This window comes from Ruegeria sp. BHSA123 (assembly GCF_059613425.1).
Genome location: NZ_JBXWSL010000008.1, coordinates 78946 through 97941, shown reverse-complemented (window position 1 = coordinate 97941; position 18996 = coordinate 78946). Strand labels below are relative to the sequence as shown.

General features: G+C 57.1%; 20 protein-coding genes. 11 read left to right on the top strand and 9 right to left on the bottom strand.

What is annotated here, in order from left to right; all coding sequences use genetic code 11:
* Window positions 1–79: 79 nt before the first annotated feature.
* The 3 genes from ccmI to AC2FNC_RS06705 are packed head-to-tail and all read left to right on the top strand — an operon-like array spanning window position 80 to window position 2013.
* Window positions 80–1300, top strand: a complete 1221-nt coding sequence (gene ccmI, locus AC2FNC_RS06715; protein WP_496714853.1) for a c-type cytochrome biogenesis protein CcmI — start codon at window positions 80–82, stop codon at window positions 1298–1300.
* Window positions 1297–1761, top strand: a complete 465-nt coding sequence (gene ruvX / locus AC2FNC_RS06710; RefSeq protein WP_480517551.1) for a Holliday junction resolvase RuvX — start codon at window positions 1297–1299, stop codon at window positions 1759–1761. Before ccmI ends, ruvX begins: the two co-directional genes overlap by 4 nt.
* 18 nt (window positions 1762–1779) lie before the next feature.
* Entirely contained in the window at window positions 1780–2013 is a 234-nt protein-coding gene (locus AC2FNC_RS06705) for a DUF1289 domain-containing protein (protein WP_209503450.1), read from the top strand.
* Window positions 2014–2634: 621 nt separating this feature from the next.
* Here the strand turns inward: AC2FNC_RS06705 and AC2FNC_RS06700 are convergent.
* From AC2FNC_RS06700 to dusA, 4 genes are read right to left on the bottom strand one after another with little or no spacing between them, the layout of a single operon-like run.
* On the bottom strand, window positions 2635–3363 hold the full coding sequence (locus AC2FNC_RS06700; RefSeq protein ID WP_480603173.1) for a SpoIIAA family protein: 729 nt from the start codon (window positions 3361–3363) through the stop codon (window positions 2635–2637).
* A 36-nt stretch (window positions 3364–3399) separates the two neighbouring features.
* Window positions 3400–4182: a hypothetical protein gene (locus tag AC2FNC_RS06695; RefSeq protein WP_496714852.1), complete on the bottom strand. Its 783-nt coding sequence runs from the start codon at window positions 4180–4182 to the stop codon at window positions 3400–3402.
* Entirely contained in the window at window positions 4179–5003 is an 825-nt protein-coding gene (locus AC2FNC_RS06690) for a sulfite exporter TauE/SafE family protein (protein ID WP_480545360.1), read from the bottom strand. The genes AC2FNC_RS06695 and AC2FNC_RS06690 overlap by 4 nt, the downstream gene beginning before the upstream one ends.
* 17 nt (window positions 5004–5020) lie before the next feature.
* Window positions 5021–5971: a tRNA dihydrouridine(20/20a) synthase DusA gene (gene dusA, locus AC2FNC_RS06685; protein ID WP_480517561.1), complete on the bottom strand. Its 951-nt coding sequence runs from the start codon at window positions 5969–5971 to the stop codon at window positions 5021–5023.
* 21 nt (window positions 5972–5992) lie between these two features.
* On the opposite strand from dusA, the gene AC2FNC_RS06680 reads away from it, so the two are divergent.
* The 6 genes from AC2FNC_RS06680 to AC2FNC_RS06655 all read left to right on the top strand — a co-directional run bounded on the left by AC2FNC_RS06680 (window position 5993) and on the right by AC2FNC_RS06655 (window position 12487).
* Window positions 5993–6361 carry a hypothetical protein gene (locus AC2FNC_RS06680; protein WP_480621995.1) on the top strand — a complete coding sequence of 123 codons (369 nt, stop codon included), beginning with the start codon at window positions 5993–5995 and terminating at the stop codon, window positions 6359–6361.
* A 67-nt stretch (window positions 6362–6428) separates the two neighbouring features.
* A complete protein-coding gene (locus tag AC2FNC_RS06675) occupies window positions 6429–7748 on the top strand; it encodes a glutamine synthetase family protein (RefSeq protein ID WP_480517565.1) in 1320 nt (439 codons plus the stop codon).
* A gap of 59 nt (window positions 7749–7807) precedes the next feature.
* Window positions 7808–8488, top strand: a complete 681-nt coding sequence (locus tag AC2FNC_RS06670; protein ID WP_480473448.1) for a type 1 glutamine amidotransferase — start codon at window positions 7808–7810, stop codon at window positions 8486–8488.
* Window positions 8488–9846 (top strand): glutamine synthetase family protein, encoded by a 1359-nt coding sequence (locus tag AC2FNC_RS06665; protein WP_480473449.1) that lies wholly within the window; start codon window positions 8488–8490, stop codon window positions 9844–9846. Before AC2FNC_RS06670 ends, AC2FNC_RS06665 begins: the two co-directional genes overlap by 1 nt.
* 8 nt (window positions 9847–9854) lie before the next feature.
* The gene (locus AC2FNC_RS06660; RefSeq protein ID WP_496714851.1) at window positions 9855–11159 is read left to right on the top strand and encodes an NAD(P)/FAD-dependent oxidoreductase; all 1305 of its coding nucleotides are present in this window, start codon (window positions 9855–9857) and stop codon (window positions 11157–11159) included.
* Between the two features lie 113 nt (window positions 11160–11272).
* On the top strand, window positions 11273–12487 hold the full coding sequence (locus AC2FNC_RS06655; protein WP_480553818.1) for a DegT/DnrJ/EryC1/StrS family aminotransferase: 1215 nt from the start codon (window positions 11273–11275) through the stop codon (window positions 12485–12487).
* 48 nt (window positions 12488–12535) lie between these two features.
* On the opposite strand, the gene phaR is transcribed toward AC2FNC_RS06655, so the two are convergent.
* From phaR to AC2FNC_RS06640, 3 genes are all read right to left on the bottom strand, one after another.
* Window positions 12536–13087: a polyhydroxyalkanoate synthesis repressor PhaR gene (phaR, locus tag AC2FNC_RS06650; protein WP_480473452.1), complete on the bottom strand. Its 552-nt coding sequence runs from the start codon at window positions 13085–13087 to the stop codon at window positions 12536–12538.
* Between the two features lie 135 nt (window positions 13088–13222).
* The gene (locus AC2FNC_RS06645; RefSeq protein ID WP_209503426.1) at window positions 13223–13669 is read right to left on the bottom strand and encodes a phasin family protein; all 447 of its coding nucleotides are present in this window, start codon (window positions 13667–13669) and stop codon (window positions 13223–13225) included.
* A gap of 131 nt (window positions 13670–13800) precedes the next feature.
* Complete coding sequence (locus AC2FNC_RS06640; protein ID WP_496714850.1) at window positions 13801–15603, bottom strand: PHA/PHB synthase family protein; 1803 nt, start codon at window positions 15601–15603, stop codon at window positions 13801–13803.
* A 111-nt stretch (window positions 15604–15714) separates the two neighbouring features.
* Between AC2FNC_RS06640 and phaZ the strand changes: the two genes are divergently transcribed.
* Together phaZ and AC2FNC_RS06630 are read left to right on the top strand one after the other, a co-directional pair.
* Entirely contained in the window at window positions 15715–16986 is a 1272-nt protein-coding gene (phaZ, locus tag AC2FNC_RS06635; protein WP_480553820.1) for a polyhydroxyalkanoate depolymerase, read from the top strand.
* A 5-nt stretch (window positions 16987–16991) separates the two neighbouring features.
* On the top strand, window positions 16992–17579 hold the full coding sequence (locus AC2FNC_RS06630) for a DUF6151 family protein (protein WP_496714849.1): 588 nt from the start codon (window positions 16992–16994) through the stop codon (window positions 17577–17579).
* Here the strand turns inward: AC2FNC_RS06630 and AC2FNC_RS06625 are convergent.
* Window positions 17570–18286: an alpha/beta fold hydrolase gene (locus tag AC2FNC_RS06625; RefSeq protein ID WP_480603155.1), complete on the bottom strand. Its 717-nt coding sequence runs from the start codon at window positions 18284–18286 to the stop codon at window positions 17570–17572. The two genes, AC2FNC_RS06630 and AC2FNC_RS06625, sit on opposite strands and share 10 nt — an antisense overlap.
* An 83-nt stretch (window positions 18287–18369) precedes the next feature.
* Window positions 18370–18984, bottom strand: coding sequence for a hypothetical protein (locus tag AC2FNC_RS06620; RefSeq protein ID WP_496714872.1), 615 nt, complete (start codon window positions 18982–18984; stop codon window positions 18370–18372).
* Between the last annotated feature and the right edge of the window lie 12 nt (window positions 18985–18996).

The following is an 18996-nucleotide window of genomic DNA, read 5'->3' as shown; positions in this document are numbered from 1 at the left end:
TGTCGTTCATTCGCGGCCATTTGTCCCTTTTGTTGGACGTCGCACAGGTCTAAGTCAGGACAGCATCTTCGGAGGGACCATGACGTTCTGGGTTCTGATTTTTCTTGTCGCGCTGTTGATCGCGGTGTTTTTGAGTTTCACACTGCTGCGCAAACGCCGTGGGGATGAACCTGCGGCGGCTTACGATCTGCGTGTGTATCGCGAACAGCTCTCCGGTGTAGACCGGGATCTGGCGCGCGGGGTGATTGGTGAGGCCGATGCGGAACGGGTCCGCACCGAAATCTCTCGACGAATTCTTGCCGCTGATGAACAGATGAAAAAGGGTGGCTCGGGTGCTGGGCCATCGCGGACCGTCTCGATTGTGACGATCCCGGTTGTCATGCTGATCATCATTGGGGGCGCGATGGCGATGTATCATCGTATTGGTGCCGTCGGGTTGCCCGACATGCCCCTGACCACGCGGCTGGAACTGGCCGAGGAGGTGCGCGCCAATCGTCCGTCCCAGAGCGCCGCAGAAGAGCTGGCGACCCCACCTCAAACGGCGCAGCTTGACGAAAATTACGCGTCTCTTCTCAAGCAGTTGCGAGAGACCGTTGCGGCCCGCCCGGATGATTTGCAAGGGCAGATGCTTTTGGCGCAGCATGAGACCAATTCGGGGAACTTCAAGGATGGATATACCGCGCAACAAAGGGTGATCGAACTGTCAGGCGACGCAGCCACAGCCGAGCACTACGCGGATTTTGCCGAGATGATGATCCTGGCTGCGGGCGGATATGTGTCGCCCGAAGCTGAAAAGGCCCTTGCCGAAGCTTTGAATCGCGATCCCCATCACGGCCCGGCACGATATTATTGGGGGCAAATGCTGGTTCAGACAGGTCGACCGGACCTTGCCTACCGCATTTGGGTCGAAACGCTGAGGGAAGCCCCGGCAGGCGCGCCGTGGGCGGGGGCGATCCGGGATCAGATTGATGAGTTGGCCTTTCGGGCAGGGGTTTTCAATCCACCGGACCTGAGCGCGCCGTCTGGTCCAAGTCGCGAAGACATGGCTGCAGCAGCGGAAATGAGCCCCGAGGAACGGCAACAGATGATTCAGGGAATGGTGAATCAGTTGTCCGACCGCCTGGCGACGGAAGGCGGCGCGCCCGAAGAATGGGCTCGTCTGATCTCCGCTCTGGGTGTTCTGGGCCAGGGCCAACGGGCCATGGATATCCACAATGAGGCGCTGGAGGTGTTTGCCGGAAACACCGAGGCGTTGCAGATCATTGATGCCGCAGCCCTCCAGGCCGGGATTGCGCAATGATCCACGACGTTTTCGAAGACTTCGCCAATGCGCTTCCCCCGATGCAAGCGCTGATAGGGCTGGATCTGGGTGAAAAGACCATCGGCGTCGCGGTTTCCGACCGAATGCGGGGCGTGGCCAGCCCGTTGGAGACCGTAAGGCGCAAGAAATTCACACTCGATTCCGCCCGGTTGATCGAAATTGCTACGGATCGCGATATTGGCGGCATTCTGTTGGGTCTTCCCAAAAACATGGACGGCACAGAGGGTCCGCGCTGCCAGTCTACGCGGGCATTTGCGCGAAACCTGTCCCGTCTGACGGATTTACCAATCGGATTCTGGGATGAACGGCTGAGTACGGTTGCGGCAGAAAAAGCACTGCTTGAGGCGGATACGTCACGAAAACGTCGCGGACAGGTTATTGATCACGTTGCAGCAGGTTATATCTTGCAGGGAGCACTGGACAGACTGCGCTTTTTGTAACAGGTCGGAGACCGATCGATGACGAATATGGTTTGGAAGCGCAATGAGGTCGAAAGCCCTTGTGTCCAGATTTGTGTTGTCCATCCGGCCGAGCGTATCTGCACCGGATGTTACCGCACGATTGACGAGATTTCTCGCTGGTCCAGGATGGACAGCAGCGAACGCGCTGAAATCATGAACGACCTGCCGTCTCGTAAACCGCGACTCAGCAAGCGGCGCGGCGGGCGTGCCGCTCGTATGAATGGCTCCTGATCGATCAGTGAATACGTTTTGATGACATTTCTGGCGGCTGTGTGACCCGTCTCGGGATAGGTGTGTTCGGCGCGGTGCCACGCAGTTCTTTCTGAAACAGAAGCGCAATCTCGGATTGGCTGGTTTTGGGCCGCCGATCATCATTGCGCGCGCATTCCGATTGCAGCACGTCAGCTGCACGTTTGGTCTTTCTTGTATTAGTGAGTCTTCCGATCAAAGTCTTAAGTGGCATTGCGGACGTCCCGTTTCCAGTAACCGTGCCACTGCGGGTCGAGTTCGAGCTCCGAGGGGGTCTAGCTCTTGAACATTGAGGTTCAACGTGAGTGGTAACCCGCAGCGACAGGGTGTGGCTAAAGGTATTTCCCGTCACAAGTAGGGGAAAACACGCGGCCTTTGATCGTTTTTGACGCCTCAATCAAGAAAAACTCTCAAAAGCACATAATTTCCTAACGTCACTATTCGACCCGACTTTGCCGGGACTGGGAAAGCTGGGGCCGAAGCTGCGGGAAACCCGCCGTCAGCAGTCGAATCATGCCTGACATCAAACGACCGGATTTGAGGCTGCATCACGACCTTGACCGATTGGGTGTTGCCTGCTCAGGCGTTCCACAGTCGAAGGTTTTATCCGGCGGCAAGCCAAGCCCTGGCGTTCTCGTACTCTTCGGACGGGAAAAACTGTGTCCGGGTCCCTAACACATGGCTGGCGACCTTCTGCGCCATGCGCTGCCAGCTTTTGTCCCCAACGATGGCAGCTCGGTCCAGTTGTCCGATATGTCGGCTGGCCAACCGAAAATGCGCCGCAAGCGCTGACAGCCCTTGCCAGCCGTCAAACTCCCTGAGGTCTATCAGCAGGCGAAACCCTAGCCGGTCCTGTAACACTGCATCCAGATCACGTTCTGCCTGTTTGTACCATTCAGGGTCCAGCTTGCCCAATAGGCTGATCTGAACACATGGACCGCTCAGGTCAGTCACGTGGATCGACCCAAGGGACTCGCGCATCCAGCGTCGGGCCGCCTCAAGCTCGGCCAGATCAAACACCTGAACCGGACAGGGCAGGATGGGGGCCGCCAGACGAACGCTTGTCTGCACCCAACCCTGATCAGCAACAACTGCGATCCGGTCGAAACCGCGCCAATGGCTTAACCCCAGCTTGGTGTCGGACCAGGCTGCGCCCAGATCATACCCCTGGAATTCAGGTTGTATTATCGCCAGTAGCCGAACCGTGTCGTGTTCCGTTAGCGCAGACTCGATGGCGGGAACCAGAGTATTGGTGTAATCGGCGCTGGTCACTTGCCCCGACAACTCGACTTCTATGAGTGCACCGTCAGAATTCGTATGAACCGTCATCATCGGTCAAAACCTCCAAAGCCAAATAATGACAGGACGTTAGGCGGATTCGATCCATTCGGCTACTCCACCGGCGCATTCGGGGCGGAAATAGGCGATCATTCGACCATCCTGCCCCGCCGTCGCCCCTTCGGCCCAAGGAGCAACGCCGTGCAGGCAATGGCGGTGAAGCAAATAGGCCTCTCCCGGCTTTGCAGGCAACTCGATCCTTGGGCAGGTCGCAAACACCTCGCGACGGGCGGATTGGTAGATGTCGGTTATGTCTACTTCGTGCAGGACCTCAGGTGGCATCCCTTCAAGCGCCTGCCTGAACGCGGTCCGCAGAATGTCATGACTGCCGTCCCACACCACCATCGGAGACGCGTCTGAGCTGGCCTCAGTCAGTGGAATGCCCAGAATCCAGGCATGAGGTTCATCAACCCGGCGGCGGCGATCCTGCCCTGTCGGGCGCAAACCGTCCACATGGGCCGCATCCCTGTTTCGACGGTACCGGGTGGCCGCTTCATTCTCGCCCCGGCGCGGGCGCGGATAACCCGGATAAACAACCGAAACCTGCCCCTTGTGCAGCGGTAAATCTCCAAAGTGTTTGTCGATGAACGCCATGGCCTTTCCGGTCAGAGGCCCGGACTGCCCGACCCTGCCCTTCGTGTCATTGGATAGTGCGTCGACACCGATGAACCACGTACCTTCGCAATCCAACCATTCCGCGTGGGCCGGGTACGTTGTCGACGCCCGTGCGGCAGGCAAAGCGTGGTTCACCCATTCGGCCAAAACCGGATCATACGGGAATTTCACCCAGCCCCGGGCAGAAAAATCGCTCATAAGCCCACGGCCTTGCGCAGCATGTTCAGCGCGACCAGCGTCAGGAACACGGCGAAGACACGTTTCAACGGTTTTGGGTCCATCGCATGGGCCAGCTTTACCCCCCAGGGCGCGGTGATCATTGTCATTGCGACAACGATCCCGAAGGCCACAAGATTAACCGCGCCAATGGTCAACGGGGGGCGATGCTCGGGCGCGATATCTACAAACAAGAACCCAATGACCGAGGGTACGGCGATGATCACGCCAAACCCGGCCGCGGTCGCGACCGCGCGGTGGATAGGGGTGTTATAGAGGCTCATCAGCGGCACACCGAAACTGCCTCCACCGATGCCCATCAGAACGGAAAGAAACCCGACCAGAGGGGACAGGACGGCCCGCTTGATTCCGCCGGGCATTGCGTCGCCCAACCGCCATTCTGCGCGACCCAACCCAAGATAGGCACCGATCACCATGCCCAGAATTCCGAACAGTGCCTGCAAGGCCTCGGTCCGCAGCGCCGATGCGACCAGCACTCCGACAATTGCGCCGACGACAATACCCGGACCCCAACCGCGCAGGATATCCCAATCCACGGCACCCTTCTTGTTGTGGGCTAGAACAGACCGCATCGACGTTACAATGATCGTGGCCAGCGACGTCGCCAGACAAAGCTGCATCAGTTGCGGGCCGCCATAGCCAAGCGTCTGAAACGCATAGAAGAACGCGGGGACCAAAACGATACCGCCGCCCACTCCCAACAGCCCGGCAAGCACACCGGCCAGCGCGCCGATCACAAGCAAAAGGCCCATCATCTGGGCCAGCAACACTGTCTCGGGCATCGTCCCCCCCTTGCCGTTTAAACCTCGACCATCGGCGCAATATGGTCCAGGGCCTGTAGCATGACTTCTGGCCCGGCCCCTTCATGCACGGCCCCTTCGGACAAGGCGCGCCGCCATGCCCGCGCACCGGGGCGCCCCGCGAAGAGACCCAGCATATGCCGCGTGATCTGGTGCAAACGCCCGCCATTGGCAAGGTGCCTTTCAATATAGGGCACCATTTCTTGAACAACCGTCAGCGGATCGCGAACGGTTCCAACGCCAAAGATGCGCCGGTCGGCATCTGCCAGGATATCACCGGGCTGATGATAGGCCGCCCGACCAATCATGACACCGTCAAGACCCGCGTCCAGATGTGCTGCTGCTTCATCCAAGCTGGCGATACCACCATTGATCGATATATGCAGATCCGCAAACGCGGCTTTCATCCGATGCACAAGGTCATAATCAAGCGGTGGAACATCGCGGTTTTCCTTAGGGCTCAGCCCCTGCAACCACGCCTTGCGCGCATGGATCGTTACTCTTTGACAGCCCGCCGCACTGATCTGCTCAAGAAACGCAGGCAGAACTTCTTCGGGCTCTTGGTCATCCACACCGATGCGGCATTTGACCGTGACATCTACATTCGCCGCTTCGCGCATTGCTGCGACGCATTCTGCAACCCGTGCCGGATCTTTCATCAGAACCGCCCCAAAAGTACCAGACTGCACCCTGTCCGACGGGCATCCACAGTTCAGATTGATCTCATCATATCCTGCATCAGCACCCAAACGCGCCGCTTGCGCCAGCTCCTCCGGATCGGACCCACCCAGCTGCAAAGCCACGGGATGTTCCTGCGGTGAATGATCCAACAGATGCAGCGCCCCTCCTCGGACAAGCGCCGGTGCCGTTACCATCTCGGTATACAGCAAGGTTTCCGTGCTAAGCAGCCGATGAAAATACCGACAGTGGCGGTCGGTCCAGTCCATCATGGGGGCAATGCTCAGAGTAGCATGGTGTTGAATGTTATCTCTTCCACGTGCAGTCAACTCAACCATCCTCAAGAATACGAAACCCGCAGCTATCATAGAAAAATCGCCAAAATAAGCCAATTCTTGAGGACTTGGCAAACGAAGCTGATTTGCGGGTTCGGACGTCGTATCAAATCCGATCGCCGCGCTTTCAACACTGGGAAAATCCAGCCGCTCTCTGACTTGCCGCAGACAACGCCATTGGAGAATATGATCAATGGCTTAACAGATGTTTCCGTGATGTTTTCACTGAAGGAAACGCAAGGCGCGAGCTTTGACAGCAAGACCAATTTCGTACTCGCCCAAAAACTATGCCGAGCAGTCACATCTGTCCCAAATATCAAAATTTGATCAAATTTGGTGACAAATCTGATCCATTGAAGTACATCACGGGGAAACAGAATTGACGGAGCCCCCAATGGACCTGAGCGCCTTGCACAGTTTTCGCGTGACTGCATGTGACCTGAACGGTCAGATGCGGGGCAAACGCGTGCCCCCTGAGTATGCGGGCAAGCTGGAGAAAGGCGCCGTGCGCATGCCGTTCTCGGCACTCAATGTCGATCTCTGGGGCGCGGACATTCACGGCAGCCCGCTGGTGTTTGAAACCGGCGATGCGGATGGCGTGCTGCGCCCAACCGACCGGGGCCCGGTGCCTGTGCCCTGGCTTCCGAAAGAAACGGCGCTGGTTCCGATGAGCTTGTATGACGATGCAGGTACCCCGTTTGCGGGTGATCCGCGCCACGCTCTGTCTGCCATTCTTGACCGTTATGCCAAACGCGGCTGGTCGGTCGTTGCGGCGACTGAGTTGGAATTCACACTAATCGATGCTTCGGGTGCGCAACCGCAACCTCCGTTGAACCCGATCACCGGGCGCCGCCTGCTGCATGAATCCGTTCTGTCGGTCGCTGAAATGGATGCGTTTGAGGATTTCTTCACAGATCTCTACGATGGCTGCGCCGCCATGGATATCCCCGCGCAAACCGCCATCTCGGAAAGTGGCGTTGGCCAATTCGAGATCAACCTGAATCATCAGGATGCCATGCGCTGTGCCGACGATACGTGGCTTTTCAAGGCGTTGACACGCGGCCTGGCGCGCAAACACGGGTTTGCCGCAACATTTATGTCAAAACCCTATGCCGATGATGCAGGCAATGGGATGCATGTGCATTTCTCGGTGCTGGACCATCGGGGGCGCAATGTGTTTGACAATGGCGGGCCTGAAGGGACCGGCATTCTGCATTCCGCCGTCGCGGGTTGTGTGGCGGCCATGCCAGGCAGCACGTTGATTTTTGCGCCCCACGGCAATTCTTACACCCGGCTTGTACCGGGTGCGCATGCCCCGACCGGGGCCTGCTGGGCCTATGAGAACAGAACCGCCGCAATTCGAATCCCGGGCGGGGCAACAGCAGCGCGGCGCATCGAACACCGCGTCGCAGGTGGCGACATCAACCCCTACCTGATGCTGACCGCGGTTTTGGGTGCAGCCCTTGCCGGGATCGAAGACGGTCTGCGGCCCCCTGCCCCGATCACAGGCAATGCCTACGATATCGAAGACCTGCCTCAACTGATGCCAGACTGGGCGGCCGCAATTGACAGATTTGAGACCGACCCCCTGGTCGCCCGGCTTTTCCCGGCGGATCTGATCCAGTACCTGATCATGACCAAGCGACAGGAAATTGAACGATTTGAGCGTATCGCTCCTGAAGATCACTGGCTGAGCTATCTCGAAGCGGTTTGACCCCCCTTGCCGCCTCATTCGGACTCAGCTAGAGTTAATTTGATCAAATTTGGTGACACATGAAAATCGGCATATTACAAACCGGCCACACACCAGATGCGTTGCATGGCGAATTCGGCGACTATGATGAGCTGTTTCCTGCACTTCTCGGTGGCAACGGATTTGAGTTCCAGACCTTCGCCGTGGTCGACGGCATATTCCCAAGCGGCGCGGATGACGCAGATGGCTGGGTCATAACCGGTTCGCGCCACGGCGCGTACGAAGACCTGCCGTGGATCGCCCCGCTGGAAGACTTGGTCAGAGAGATACAGCAAAGCGGAAAGCCACTGATCGGCGTATGCTTTGGGCATCAGATCATCGCGCAGGCACTGGGCGGCAAGGTCGAGAAGTTCAAGGGCGGATGGGCCGTCGGACGCACTGAATACGAGTTTGACGGCAACACAGTCTGGCTGAATGCCTGGCATCAGGATCAGGTTGTCGAGTTGCCCGAAGGCGCGCGCGTTCTTGGTCAGAACGCATTTTGCGAAAACGCGATGCTGGCTTATGGAGACACGATCTGGACGGTTCAGGCCCACCCTGAATTCACCAATGGTTTTGTCGCGGGCCTGATGCGCACACGGGGAAAAGGCGTCGTCCCCGAAGACCTGATGCGCGAGGCCGCAAATCGCGAAACCGCCCCGGATGACAACGCCACAATCGCGCGCCATATGGCCGAGTTTTTAAAGAAAGAGAGAGCCTGATGGCTGATTGGACTGATAAACTGCCGGAAGCCGCCAAAGCCTATTTCCACGGACAGCGGCTGGACGAGGTTGAATGTATCATCTCGGACCTTCCCGGAATTGCACGTGGCAAGGCCGTGCCTGCCACGAAATTCGCCAAGCAATCCTATTTTCACCTGCCTGACAGCATATTCTTCCAGACCATCACGGGGGACTGGGGTGAAGCCGCAGGTGACGACGGGTTCATCGAAAAGGACATGATCCTGAAGCCCGACTATTCGACGGCTTCAGCCGCACCCTGGACAGGGGACTGGACGCTGCAAGTGATCCACGACGCCTATGACCGGGATGGTGATCCGATCCCTTATAGCCCCCGTAACGTGTTGAAACGCGTGGTCCAGCTGTATCACAACCGAGGCTGGAAACCGGTTGTTGCGCCAGAAATGGAGTTCTTTCTGGTCGCCCCCAACGTCGATCCCGCACAGGAAATCAAGCCGATGATGGGGCGTTCTGGCCGCCCGGCTGCGGCGCGGCAGGCGTATTCGATGACCGCGGTGGACGAGTTCGGCCCGGTCATCGACGATATCTATGACTTTGCCGAACATCAGGGGTTCGAAATCGATGGCATCACCCAGGAAGGCGGTGCGGGCCAGTTGGAGATCAACCTGCGCCACGGCAACCCAGTCAAACTTGCTGATGAGGTTTTCTACTTCAAGCGCCTGATCCGCGAGGCGGCGTTACGGCACAATTGTTTTGCAACCTTCATGGCCAAACCGATCGAGGAAGAGCCGGGCTCGGCCATGCATATCCATCATTCGATTATCGACATGGAGACCGGCCAGAATATCTTTTCGGGCCCGCAGGGCGGCGAAACGGACGCGTTCTATCACTTCATTGCCGGGTTGCAGAACCATCTGCCCTCCGGTCTGGCCGTGATGGCACCTTATGTAAACTCGTATCGTCGCTACGTGAAAGACCACGCCGCACCGATCAATCTGGAATGGGCCCGCGACAACCGCACTACAGGCATTCGCGTTCCTCTGTCCGGACCTGAATCGCGCCGTGTCGAAAACCGCATCGCCGGTATGGATTGCAACCCGTATCTGGGCATCGCCCTGTCGCTGGCGTGCGGCTATCTGGGTCTGGTTGAACAAGAACGCCCGCGTCGTCAATTCTATGGTGACGCCTATGAAGGCGAAGGGGATATCCCCCAGGTCATGGGCGATGCGCTGGATATGTTTGACGAAGCCACAGCCCTGCACGAAATCCTTGGCCCCGAGTTTGCCCGTGTCTATGGCATCGTGAAGCGGGCCGAATATGAAGAATTTCTGCAGGTCATCTCTCCGTGGGAACGGGAACATCTGCTGATCAACGTCTGAGACTTTTCGTGAACCTGCTCTATTCCAATGACCGCAAGGGCGAATACCCTGCCAGCTGGTATGCCGCGACGGCGAACCCAACGGAACGCTTTCCTGTTTTGGCCGAAGATATTACGGCGGATGTCTGCGTTGTGGGCGGTGGCTACACAGGCCTGTCCGCAGCATTGCATCTGGCCGAGGCGGGGTTCGATGTCGTTCTGCTTGAAGCCCACCGTGTCGGATTTGGTGCCTCGGGGCGCAATGGTGGCCAGCTGGGCAGCGCGCAGCGGATGGATCAGGAAGACCTCGAGCGTCTTGTTGGCGACGCGGATGCTGCAAAGCTGTGGGACCTGGCCGAAGACGCCAAGGATCTGGTCAAATCACTGATCTCCAAGCATCAGATCGCGTGCGACTTGCAACCCGGCGTCGCGGTTCTGGGTCTGTCAGCTTCGGAACGAAAAGAGCTGCACACCCATGCAGGCCATCTGTCCGACCGTTATCAGTATGACCAGATCAAGCTGCTGGATGAAGACGAAGGCCACAAACTGTGCCCCTCGCCCGCTTACAAGGGCGGGTATCTGGACATGGGGGCTGCTCATTTGCACCCATTGAATTTTGCGCTGGGGTTGGCACAGGCGGCGGCCAAAGCGGGTGTTCGCATTTTTGAGGGCACCGAAGTCATCGATATTGACGAAACCCGGCCTGCACTGATCCGGACCGCCAGGGGGAACGTTAGGGCCGACCATGTTGTGCTGGCCTGCAATGGCTACCTTGGCAATCTCAACCGGACCGTCGCGGCCCGTGTCATGCCCATCAACAACTTCATCGCAGCGACTGAACCCCTTGGCAGCGAGGCCGCGCGGGTCCTGACTCAGGATGTCGCGGTCGCGGATACCAAGTTCGTGGTGAACTATTTCCGCCTCAGCGCCGATGGCCGGCTTCTGTTCGGTGGCGGCGAAAGTTATGGCTATCGTTTTCCTGCGGATGTCGCGGCGAAGGTCCGCAAGCCGATGACCGAAATCTTCCCACATCTGCGCGATGTCAAAATCGACTACGCATGGGGTGGGACGCTGGCCATTACCATGCGGCGGATGCCTTATCTGGTGCGTATCGCACCCAATATTCTGTCTGCTTCCGGCTATTCCGGTCATGGTGTAGGCACCGCGACCCATGCAGGGCAATTGATGGCACTGGCCATTCAGGGCCAATCTGAAGGGTTCGATACAATGGCCCGCGTGCCAACCCTGCCCTTCCCCGGCGGGTCTGCCCTGCGCAACCCGCTGCTTGTGCTGGCAATGACATGGTTCGCCATGCGGGACCGGCTTGGGATCTGATCCACGTTACTTGTGACATATTGGTGAATTTCCGCTGGCGCGGCGATTGAGGGCTTGGATTGCCGCCTGAATAGCTTTATCTTTACCAAAGATAGAATTCGGGAATTCCAAATATGACGCTTCCACCAAACGTTCATGACGCCGAACCCATCCCAGAAGCAGCAAAAGAAGCCATCGACGCCCTGATGCAGTCGGGCGACTTGTTTCGCTATACCGCCCCGCAAGATGCCCCGGTGTCTTTGCTGGAGGCCGAGTTTGCCGAACTTCTGGGCACAAAATACGCTCTCGCTGTTTCATCCTGTTCTGCTGCGCTGTTTCTGTCGCTCAAGGCACTGAGTCTGCCGCGCGATGCGCGCGTCCTGATCCCCGGCTTCACATTTGCCGCGGTTCCCTCGTCGGTCATTCACGCGGACTGCATCCCGGTTCTGTGCGAAGTGGGTGAGAATTATCGCATCGACATGGCCGATTTCGAGGCCAAGCTCGACAGCGTTCAGGCGGTGATCATCAGTCACATGCGCGGCCACACATCTGATATGGACGCGATCATGGCGCTGTGCGACGCGCGTGACATCCCGGTAATCGAAGACGCTGCGCATTCGCTGGGCACGACCTGGCATGGCAGAAATATCGGCACCATCGGCAAGGTCGGCTGTTTCTCGTTTCAGTCCTACAAGATGATCAATGCGGGCGAAGGCGGTATTCTGATCTCAAACGATGCTGATCTGGTGGCCCGTGCCGTCATCATGTCGGGCGCGTACGAACATAACTGGAAGAAACATAAAGGACCGTACGGCGACAACTCGCCCGAATTGGAAGAGGCCTTCGCCCGCTGGCAGAACAAGTTGCCATTGTATAACCTGCGCTTGAACAACCTGAGCGCCGCTGTGATCCGCCCGCAGATCCCGGAACTGGCCCGTCGTGTCCGCGATGGTCTTGCGAATCACGACTACGTTGCCGGGCGCTTGAATACCTCACCCCATATCAATGTGCCCGCGCCCTTGCCCCCCGAGCAGCGCGCGCCGGATTCTATTCAATTCAATCTGGTTGGGTTGCAGGAACACGAGATTCGCGCATTTGCCGCCGCATCCGAGGCACGCGGTGTCAAAGTTCAGGTCTTTGGCCTGAGCCAGGACAATGCACGCGCCTTCTGGAACTGGCAATTTCTGCCGGAGACGTTCGAGCTGCCGCAAACGCGTGACATGCTGATGAAAGCGTGTGACGTCCGACTGCCCGTACGCCTGACACGCGCAGAGCTGGACGTGATCGCCGATATTCTGCTGGCCGCGGTCGGCGAAGTGACCGGCCCAATGCCGGTCTACGGCACCTGAGATTAGAACTGACCCACTAAAATGGTGGGCCTTTTTTTCAGGCTCACCTTAATTCAGTTTTGAAAGCTTCTGTTGAAGTTCGGCCAACTGTTTCTTGATATCGTCAAGATCCTCTTTCGGCTCTGACTTTTCGCTTTCCTTCTCTGGCGAGGACCATCTGCCAGACAACCCACCAGTCATAGCCTTCAGAAAGGCCTGCTGCTGTGCTTTCAACGCTTCAAAACCCGGCATCTGGGACATCGGGTTCATGGCGTTCATGTTTTCCATCATCTTGCTTTGGCTTTCGCGCAGCATATCGAACGAGCTTTGCAGGAATTGCGGCATCATGCCCCCGCCAGGCAGCATGTAACTGCGCACAAGATCGTTCAGAACATTGACAGGCAGCACATTCTCGCCGCGGCTTTCATGTTCAGCAATGATCTGCAGCAGATACTGCCGCGTCAGGTCGTCGCCGGATTTCAGGTCGATGATTTGTACTTCGCGCCCGTCACGGATGAATCCCGCGATATCTTCGAGCGTCACGTAATCGCTGGTCTCGGTGTTATACAGCCGACGGCTGGCATAGCGCTTGATCAGCAGCGGTTTTTCTTGGTCCGACACCGGGTACCCTCCCCAAGGATGATGCGTTGCAGCACAGGTTATGCGAGTGCAGCACAAAAAGAAAGGGCAGGTCAATGGACCTGCCCAACGCGATTGCACCTATAGGGAGGGTCGGGTGCGTTTCGCTGACTTTTCTTACTTCGCAGCAGCAGCTTTTTTAGCGGCTGTGGTCACGTCGTTGGTTGCTTTTTTAACAGCGGCGGACGCTTCTTCCGCAGCTTCTTTACCAGCAGCCATCAGCAGTTCGACGGTTTCGGTCTGAACTTTTTTCGCGATTTCTGCGAAAGCGGCCATGTTCTCGGCTGCAACTTCAGCAGACGCGCTTGCGAAATCGGTTGCTGCTTTTGCGTAGTCGGCAGGCTCTGCCTTGGCTTTCGACATCTCGGTCAGTTTGGCCAGCGTGTCTTTGGTCCATTTGCTCGAGATTTCTGCCGATTTCTCTGCTGCTTCCAGAGCAACGCCCGACAGCTTTTCATTCAGCGAAGCGGTCGATTTGAATGCGCCTTCCATTGCGGTTGTGTCCACGGGGAATGCACCCATCATGTCTTTCATGATCGCGGTAAAGTCTTGGGTCTTAGCCATTGTCATAATCCTTTTAGCCAGTCCGGGCCCACCCCGGGTTTCATCAGCTTGAGGACAATATGATTGCTGCAACGCAGCATTGCAAGTTTTTTCTTGCTGCGCTGCAGAAAAAATTAAGTTTCAGAATGAAATCAGGCGTTTGGTTTTGCCACTACATACGTTCCGGGTGCAGCAGCCAGGCTCGGGTGCTTCGAATCGCCAGGTTCACGGGCCGGTACCTGCTTGCCTGAACGTTTCTTAAGCCAGGCATCCCACATGGGCCACCATGACCCTTCATGAAAATCGGCTTCCTTTAACCAGGTGGCGGCGTCTGGTTTCAAATCCGGGTTGGTGTAATGCCCATACTTTTTCTTGCTGGGCGGGTTCACGATGCCCGCAATATGACCCGACTCGGAAACCACGAAAGTTTTTGATCTCGAGCCCATCTTTTGCACACCGCGATAGCAGTCTTTCCACGCCGCGATATGATCGGTTTCGCATGTGATGGCCATCAGGGGCACATCAACGTCACCGAGCTTCAGCTTATGCCCCAGTACCTCAAAGCCATCGGTCGCGAATTCATTGCGCTGGCATAGCCCACGCAAGTACTCCACCGCCATTTTCGCAGGCAGGTTGGCTCCGTCACCGTTCCAGTACAGCAAATCAAAGGCCGGGGGCACTTCCCCCATCATGTAACTTCGAATGGCCGGGCCATAGATAAGGTCACGTGATCTCAGGAATGACATTGTGCGCGCCATGATCCACGACCGCAGAACACCTTCCTTTTTCACTTCTTCTTCGATTCCGTCGATAAAATCGTTTTGAAGGAAAGGCGTGAACTCTCCCTGATCGGAAAAATCCGTCAATGCGGTGAACAGGGTCGCCGATTTGACCGACTTGTCTCCTCGCTGTTTCAGCAGAGACAGCGTCAGGCTCAGGGTGGTACCTGCAATGCAATACCCCACCGCGTTGACCTGTTTGACCTTGCAAATCTTCTTGGCCGCCTCGATCGCGGTCAGGAAACCGTCCTGAATGTAGTCTTCCATGCCGGTTTCGGCATAGCTTTCGTCCGGATTGACCCAGCTCACTACAAACAGGGTATATCCCTGCTCGGTGATCCATTTGATCATGCTGTTCTGGGCTTTCAGGTCCAGAATATAGAACTTGTTGATCCAGGGCGGGAACAGGACAATCGGTGTCTCATATACAGTTTCGGTCGCCGGCTTGTACTGGATCAGTTCCATCATCCGGTTACGATAAACCACCTCCCCCGGCGTCGTCGCCAGGTTACCGCCGACCTCAAAGGCACTCTCATCTGCCAGTTTGACGACCAGCTCGCCATTGTTGGCCTCAAGATCTGACACAAGGTTTTCCAACCCCTTGATCAGTGACTGGCCCTCGGTTTCGACCGCTTTTTGTAATGCATCCGGATTGGTCGCCAGGAAGTTTGTCGGCGCCATCATATCGACGATTTGCTGCGAGAAATATTGCAGCCGCCTTTTGTCCTTGGCATCCAGATCGTCCACGGACGCAACGGCCTGCGCGATCGCTTGCGCATTGGTCTGGTATTGCTGGCGGATCAGTCGGAAATAGGGATTGGTCTCCCAAAGGGGGTTCGAAAATCGCTTGTCTTCTGTTTTGGGGGCTTCGCCTTCCGCGTCAGACGCAGTCAGCGCTTTCTGCGCCTCGGCAAAGTTCAGCACTGACTTGCCCCAGAATTCTATCTGCTGTTCCAGTAGTTTGGCGGGATTTTGCCAAGCCTCCGCCCAGTAGGCACTTGCTGCTCGTGCGAAAAGCTCTTGATTCGGGCCGTCCAGCGCGGGTGTGTGCGGCCGTTTTACAGCCATGACCTCAATCAGGCGCTTGGACAGCTTCTCGACCTTTTCCATATTTTCTTTAAGGCGTTCAATATGTTCTTCGGATACGTCTGGCATGTGGTCTTCACTAGTTGTCATTTTAACAATTCCCCCCTAACCTCGCTGCTATGCAGAATAACGTCGTGGGTGCTGGGGGGCAAAGCGACGAATGGTCCGAACTCTCAGGCTGACACTCAGGAGGCCCCATTTATGCGCTACATGATGACCTACGACCTGATGGAAACTGCGCGAAACACCAACCAGTGGCTTGGTGCAACCGCCAGCGCGATGGCGTCTTATCCGATGTTTTCCATGGTGCCGAACCCCGCATTCAACTGGATGGCCGCCTGGGGTGAAGTGACCGAGCGTACGTTCCAGCGGATGGTTGCAAAGCCCGATTGGGGTATTCGCACGTTCACCTGCGAAGATGGCAAGGATCATCTGGTTGAAATCACGACCGTTCTGGAACGCCCTTTTGGTGATCTGGTACATTTCCGCATCAATGGCCGAAAAGAACAACCGCGCAAAGTGCTGTTGGTTGCCCCGATGTCCGGTCACTATGCAACGTTGCTGCGGTCGACAGTCAAAAGCCTTCTGGTCAATTGCGAAGTCTACATCACCGATTGGCATAATGCGCGCGATATCCCTGTGTCTGCAGGTAAATTCGATGTCGAAGACTACACGCTCTACCTTGTAGATTTTATGAAAGAGCTTGGACCGGACACCCATGTTGTTGCCGTTTGCCAGCCTGCGCCTCTGACCTTGGCCGCAACGGCATACCTGGCCGAGATTGAACCCAAAGCTCAACCAAGCACCCTGACGCTAATAGGTGGCCCCGTCGACCCGGACGCAACGCCGACCGATGTGACAGACTTCGGTCGTCGCGTCACCATGGGCCAGTTGGAAGAAACAATGATCCAGCGTGTTGGCTTCAAGTACAAGGGCGTTGGACGTATGGTCTATCCGGGTCTGCTGCAATTGGCCTCGTTCATGTCCATGAACGCAGATCGTCACTCCAAAGCGTTTTCCGACCAGATCCAGCGCGTCATGCGGGACGAGGCCTCGGACCAGGATGCCCATAACCGTTTCTATGACGAATACCTGGCCGTGATGGACATGACAGCCGAGTTCTATCTTTCGACGGTCGAGCGGGTCTTCAAAAATCGAGAGATTGCGAGAAACGAGTTCGTGGTCGCGGGTCACAAGGTGGACATCAGTAAGATTACCGATGTTGCGGTGAAGACTGTCGAAGGTGCAAATGATGACATCTCCGCACCCGGCCAGTGTATTGCCGCGCTGGATTTGTGCACCGGCCTGCCGGACAGCAAAAAGGCAAGCCACGTCGAACCCGGTGCTGGTCACTATGGTATCTTCGCAGGCCGCAGCTGGCGCGACAACATTCGCCCTCTTGTGATTGATTTCATGAACGAAAACGCGCGAAAACCAAACCGTCGCGCGGCCAACTCCAACAAGGTAGCCTAACCGACATGAGCGGGTCAGCGCAAAATGGCCTCGCCTTTTCCTGTCTATGCGGCAACTTGCAGGGACGTATTTCAACCCGCGGTGTTAGGCAAGGCACACATGTTGAGTGTTTCTGCAATGATTGCCGAGCCGCTCAACTGTATTTCAAGCAACCGGACCCCGCACCCGGACCTGTCGGGATTTTTCAGATCGCACCGGATGAGATCGAAATCAGCACAGGAAGTCAGTATCTTGCGGCGATGCAACTCAGCCCCAAGGGCATGCTGCGTTGGTACGCCAGTTGCTGTAGCGCACCTTTGGCGGCAACGCCCAAAACCGCGAAACTCCCGTTTGCTGGCGTTATCGTCGGCCGGGTTGCGGGTGGTGCTTCGGCGCTAGGACCCGTCACGACACGCGGGTTTGTTCCCCGACCGGACGGAAAGCAAAAGCACGAAAATCCCGGCCCCGCCATTTTTGGCCTGTTGCGCAGGGCCGTCGGATCGCGCCTGTCCGGGCGATGGAAGAACACACCGTTTTTCGATCGAGAAACCGGTAAACCCGTGGTGACGCCAACTGTCATTTCAAAGACCGAACGCGCGATGCTTTACCAGTAATCAAACCGTTTCTGGGCGTCCAACCAGGTTTGCAGTGCCTCATTGACGATGTCGGGCGTCTCGAGGGTCGGCAAGTGACCGGACTTTTCAATAACCAGCAGTTCCGCTCCGGGAATGAGTTCTGCCATGAAAGAATGCTGTTTGACCGGCGTCAAAGTGTCATGCGCACCACACAGAACCAACGTGGGCACCTTGATGCGACGCAACGCGGCCTGTTGATCCGGGCGGCGTTGCAGGGCACGCATCTGACGCACGAAAGTTTCAGCACCCAAATCCTGCGCCATTGCCAGCAAACCGTTCAGGATGGGAATACGCTGCGGGCCCGGTGCCAGCGCGTCGGAACTTACAAGTTTCCGCATGACCTCCTCCAACCGGCCACCTTGCGCGCCAATGATCAGGTCTTCGCGACTGGCCGCCATTTGAGGCGTGTCCGCCTGCGCATCAGTTGCCATCAGGCACAGGCGCGACACACGTTCCGGTGCTCGGCGGATCAGCTCTAACGCCACCACACCACCCATGCTTAATCCAGCCAGTGCAAACCGATGTGGAAGCTGGTCCAGCAGACCCGAGGCGATCTCTTCGATACGCTCACCTGCTGAGAGCGGCGCAACGGTTACGGGTCGCGTCTGCGAAAACACCTCGATCTGAGGGCGATACAGTCGGGCATCGCACATCAGTCCAGGTAGCAGTACCAGCGGCTCGATCACGCGGGGCCTCCATACGCTCGGTTTCCCGAGCCCTTGGGTTTGCAGTCAGGTTGAGAGTTTATCACATTCAAACAAGCGGAACGTCACGGATAGGCGATTGCCCGAAAAGCTGGAAAGTCCGCATAGCGGGACCGTCGTGAAGCGGCACTTTCCTCGGGCTCAGCGCCGGGTTTCAGCAGGCATCCGCGTGGCGCAATATAGCTGTCAATCCGGCGCTGCGGTTTAGGGCGCCACACCAGATTGAAAGCGCAGAGTTTCGGAAAGAACCAGATCTCGGAATAATCCAGGTGATCATGCATCCACCATGCCAGATCGCGCCAATCCCGGCCCTGCGCATACTGATCCGCGAACCAGGGGACAACAACAGACGCCCCGGCAATCCGCTCGTCCCCGGCTCCACGATCCCAGATGTGGCATTCCAACGGGTGATCATTTCGGGCACAGTTCAGTTTGTTTTCATTGCCAAACCTGTTTAGCGACGGTGAGCGATAGCCCGAGCGCACAGCGATCCTGCCAAAGGTCTCTTCCAGCGGGTCCAGCAGAGTTTCACAGAACGCACGTCCTGTCTCGATAGCCAGATCCGGATTGTCTGGAATGTTCTGTTTTTGGTGAAAGTTCCCGATCTCGGAATAGAGGAAATCGCGCATGAAGAAATACCGGGACAGACGAACGCGCCCTAAGGTCTCAAGGCTCCACATACTGCCCGGCTT